Origin of the sequence: Diaphorobacter sp. J5-51 (assembly GCF_001023515.1) — a bacterium.
GTDB lineage: Bacteria > Pseudomonadota > Gammaproteobacteria > Burkholderiales > Burkholderiaceae_C > Diaphorobacter > Diaphorobacter nitroreducens.
Map to the genome: position 1 here is coordinate 1 of NZ_JSYI01000012.1, position 4,403 is coordinate 4,403.

Consider the following 4,403-nt stretch of genomic DNA (forward strand, 5'->3'; position numbering starts at 1 on the left):
TTTTGAACTCAGTGCATTACGCAGCTGAACAACAAACCTGTTTTCCAGAAAAAACGCTTGATGCATTCGCTCTGGAAAACACACCCCTTGCGGGGTGTGAGTTCATTCAACAATCCTCTTGCACAGTGCCAATGCTTTGTCGGCATATGGCCCTGAAAATTGAGGATGTAAGGTGTTTTCACGCTTAAACATGCAAGCAGTGAGGTTCACATGTTGCCGCACGCCGGGGTCAGTCTTATAACGCTGCCGCATAAGCGACAGGTAATCTCCTGAAAAATCTACCGGTGGTGCAAATGCATTTGACTGTCCAGGGGTTGTGTCAATTCGGCTGAAGTTTACTCGACCGTACATATCAACCTCAGGCAGCAAACAACATCTTGCGACGAATGGAATCAAGGCTAGGAAAACCGTTCACTCCATCGCGCTTGAGAATATCAAGCCAGTCCAATGACTTCTCACCATCTGGGATGTCCCCGTGCGGTGTTATCGCCATTGCCTTGATACCACGAGGCCAGGTTTTGACGACGAGGGCCTTTGAAGCCTCTTGACCATGGCCAGCAGGGTGCACCTTGGACGGCCTGTCTTTGTCGGAAAACACTATCAACTGCTCTACGCCAGGTGGCGGAACGAAATTTTCCATCATCACGGCGTTGACCGTTGCCCATGTTGGAATACCTGTCCCTATCCACACCGCCAAGGCGGTCTCAATGCCTTCCGCAACTGCCAAAACACGTCCTGGCTTGCAAAGATGAATTGCTCCTCCCATGATCTTTCGATCGTCAGGATAGCTCATCAATTTTTTCGGTGATTCGACATCCGCCTTCCTGCCATCACTCGTGAGGTATGTTCGGTGGATCGTTACCGGCTTACTGGTCTGGTCATACACCATGGCAACTATCGCGGGATGCTTTCCCGTAATCTTATGGCCATCGTGATACACCAGGGCAGGATGAAACATGAGATTGGGCATCTCATTCAAGGCGAGACCTCGACGTGTCAGATAGCGCCTTGCCGGTTCTGCTTTTTCAGCGTCGATTGGGATTGCTTCTAGCCACACACGATTGAGCGAGCGTCGAAGTGACTCGTTCTCAAGTGCTGTGTCTTTAGTCACCACCGGGCCTACAGGAACCTTGGGAGCATGTCTTCCGATCCGGTTACCCAGATAAGCTTCAACTTCTTCCAGTGCTTCCTTTCCAGACCAACCATTGATCCATCGCAACAGGGAAAATCCATCGCGAAATGTGCCGCAGGTATTACAGACGCCACCGCCGGTTAAGGCGTAGTCTTTGAAAAGCCGAAAGGCATCTTTGCTCTCTGGATGATTAGGACTTGGACATGGTGAATGCCTTTTGCCTGCATCGTTCAGCGCTTTGCTGAGTCGCGGGGCTTTCGCGCCGAGGATGTCTCCCCAGTTGCCAGCGGCCCGCTCCTTCGCATCCTGCCAGCGGTCTTGCCAATGCTGGCGCCACTGCTGATCGTCCATGCGATTTTTAACTAGCATGATTTCTCCTGTAACACCCACAGTGGGCACACCTAAGCACCCGCTGGGCACTTAGGTGTGCCCACGTATGGGCTGAAAAATCCAGCCAGAAACACCCCATCCGGGAGTGTTCCCGGCTGGGGTGGTTTATGAACTCACATACCCGTCTTAGAACGGAGCACGCTCGTCCAAGTTGGGGTCTCCAACATAGCCATAGCCATGATCATCTGCTTGGCTTCGTTCTTGGTTGCGCGTATTGGGATTTGTAGCAGGCCCGAATTGCACGGAATCTACCGCGACCTCGGTCTTACTACGATCAAGGCCAGTTTCCCGGTCTTTCCACTTGCGTGTACGAAGACTTCCCTCTACATACACAAGCGAGCCCTTGTCGAGGTTCTCCCCGACGAGATCAGCCAAGCGACCATTGAAGGCCAAGTCATGCCATTCCGTGTGCTCACGGATCTGGCCGCTTTCCCTGTCCTTCCACTTTTCAGTGGTGGCGATGCTCACGTTGGCTACCTTACCCCCGTTGGGGAAGGTGCGAATCTCAGGCTTGCGGCCCAGGCGACCGATGAGTTGAACTTTGTTCAGATTCATGATTTTTCCTTTATCGAAATGCCCGGCGATCATCAACGATCATCTTTATTGGGCGTGGTGGATTAATTGCAGCCATGGATTTGACATGGCGCGTGATCGCGATCTACGCTGCGCGCCATGAGGTGACCGTTTGGTTCTTGTAATCAGAAGACTGCCACGAGAATGATCCATCGGTATGCTGATGGATCCAGCATCCCTTGTAGGAGGCCGTAATGGAACATTGCATTTAGCATTCCTTCAAATTCGCTCAAGGCGCTTGACCTTTTGCGGAACCATAACCGTCTCTTCAACAACCATAAAATCATTGATGAGCTCGATGAATGCATTGCGCACTTGATCGCAGGCGGCATCAAAGGAACGAACCAGTTCTGCTCGATCCTTCAACCATGCGTGGGACATGTCCAAATAGTCCTCTTTCGACATCCTGTGATCGATTGAGCTGGACTTGGCACGTACCCACTTGAGCGGGCTTTTCAAGTTGACTCTTGGCGCACGACACACACCACAGACAGAGCCTTCAACTGCCTGCTGGAAGTTCAGTTGCCCGCATCGGGTGCAGGTACTTCTATGTCCTGGGCTATAGACCTCTGCCTCATAGAGCACCAAATAGCCACCGCTGCGACCATTGGAACCTATGGTATAGCCACCATACCAACTCTTCTCAAATTCCCGGATTGGAAACCTGATCTCGTCCCAGTAATCACTTGCCAAAATCTCGAATGCCTTTTCGAGGCTTGTTCCGTTGATGCCAAGTCGATTTACCTTAACACAGTTGGCGTAGGATGAATTGCCATTCCACGAGTTCATCGTGTTATAGCGATTGTGACTTGCGAGAAAGTCGGCCAGGGCATCCTTGGATCGTGTGTCGATCCGCTTTTCAAAAAACATAAGAGCTCCATAAAAAACGGAGCCCTCCCCCAAGCGGGGTAAAGACCCCGGTGGGTTGGTGTGGCACTGGCAAGCAGTGCGGTGTATTGCTGTTTTGTCCTAAAACTGGCCAGCTGCCTTCAAGCCATCAGCATTACGCTGACAGGGATGAAATTGGCTTTCTCAAAGACCCTTTGCAGGGCGCTTGAAAAAGCCACCTCCTTGAAGGAGGGGCTTTGGACATGTTGAGGGACACACCCATGTCCAGGGTGCGGGTCACTCGGATTCCGTGCTCAGAACCCAGTTCAGACCGACTTGCTTAGAGGCAAGGTGCTTGCGCACTTTCCTGTAGGCAGCCTGTCCGAGCCACTGTTTCACAAACAGCAGCGTCGCCTGGGATCCGTGACGTATGGCTTCCGCGCCACAGCCGTTGTGGTCGGCTTCGACCAGCAACAGATTGTGCGTTCCATACGGGTTCCGGGACTGCACCACGGCGTAGTCGCCTACGTGCGTGATGAGTCGGCCGGAGCACGTCTTCTCGAATGACCAGAAGCTGATTGTTTGCAGCATCTGATCCTTCTGTGCCGATGGTGTCGGCTGCACACTGCCCGGATATCAGGCAATCCCTTTGTTGCCTTTCGGCGGCAGGGCGTGTGCTTTTATGCAGAGCACCCAAAACCTTTCGGCCTTGGGTTTATTTATTGTTTATTGTAGAACAAAGGCATCCCCGGTAGAACCGGGGGCCTCTTGTTTGGGTTGCTTGAGGAACCCACGACAACCAACGTGGGGCATGGGCTGGTTAGGCTTCCACGAAGCCAACGTGCTTGAACACGTTGGTCTTCACGACAGTACCATCTGGCTGATGCGACTCAACGCTTTCACGCTGAGAAAACGCATACAGTGCCTTGATACCTTCGTTTTGGAGAGCTTTCACCAGGGGCGCCATAAGGTAAGGCGCCCCGCCGATCATCGCGGCCTGCGGACGGACGTTGGTGTCCATATAGTCCGCATCCGTGAAGGACAGGCTGGCGATATGCCATGCCAAATCCTCCAACTCTGCCTTGCTTGGCAGAGTTTCGATGGTCAGCGCCCGAACCAAAGCTTTGCGCTTTGGCTCCGGCAAGTCCACAACACCTGCCGCCAGCTGTTCAGGCGTGGCGCGATGTTGTGTCAGGTTTACTATCATTTACTCCTTCTTTGAATGGGAGCACCGGCCCTTCAGGGCGACATGTGCCCCTAGGGGTTGATGGGTTCCTTGAGCATCCCGTACCTTGCGGCCCAGAATGTCTTGGATTTATGGGGGTGTTAGCCCCCGTTTTTTATGATGATTGAGTAACGCTCGTTATCGAGCGCCTCAGTCATCATGCCCCACCGGGAATAGGTAACCCGATGGGTCTTACTCTTGTGAGCGTGAATGCTGATTCGTCTTGCGACACGGCCAGCGACCGTTTTGAATTCA

At 52.8% G+C, this 4,403-nt stretch carries 6 protein-coding genes; 1 reads left to right on the top strand and 5 read right to left on the bottom strand.

Features of this window, described 5'->3' with window-relative positions:
• A partial coding sequence (locus tag OX89_RS18925; protein ID WP_234305470.1) for a hypothetical protein occupies positions 1-188 on the top strand: 188 nt, incomplete at its 5' end.
• 170 nt (positions 189-358) lie between these two features.
• On the opposite strand, the gene OX89_RS17875 is transcribed toward OX89_RS18925, so the two are convergent.
• The 5 genes from OX89_RS17875 to OX89_RS01550 all read right to left on the bottom strand — a co-directional run bounded on the left by OX89_RS17875 (position 359) and on the right by OX89_RS01550 (position 4,130).
• A complete protein-coding gene (locus OX89_RS17875; RefSeq protein ID WP_157497255.1) occupies positions 359-1,501 on the bottom strand; it encodes a toprim domain-containing protein in 1,143 nt (380 codons plus the stop codon).
• A gap of 147 nt (positions 1,502-1,648) precedes the next feature.
• Positions 1,649-2,077: a single-stranded DNA-binding protein gene (locus OX89_RS17880; protein ID WP_234305471.1), complete on the bottom strand. Its 429-nt coding sequence runs from the start codon at positions 2,075-2,077 to the stop codon at positions 1,649-1,651.
• A gap of 237 nt (positions 2,078-2,314) precedes the next feature.
• Positions 2,315-2,965, bottom strand: coding sequence for a hypothetical protein (locus OX89_RS17885; protein WP_047349310.1), 651 nt, complete (start codon positions 2,963-2,965; stop codon positions 2,315-2,317).
• Between the two features lie 255 nt (positions 2,966-3,220).
• Positions 3,221-3,514 (bottom strand): hypothetical protein, encoded by a 294-nt coding sequence (locus OX89_RS01545; protein WP_157497257.1) that lies wholly within the window; start codon positions 3,512-3,514, stop codon positions 3,221-3,223.
• Positions 3,515-3,743: 229 nt separating this feature from the next.
• Positions 3,744-4,130: a hypothetical protein gene (locus OX89_RS01550; RefSeq protein WP_047349312.1), complete on the bottom strand. Its 387-nt coding sequence runs from the start codon at positions 4,128-4,130 to the stop codon at positions 3,744-3,746.
• Positions 4,131-4,403: the final 273 nt, after the last annotated feature.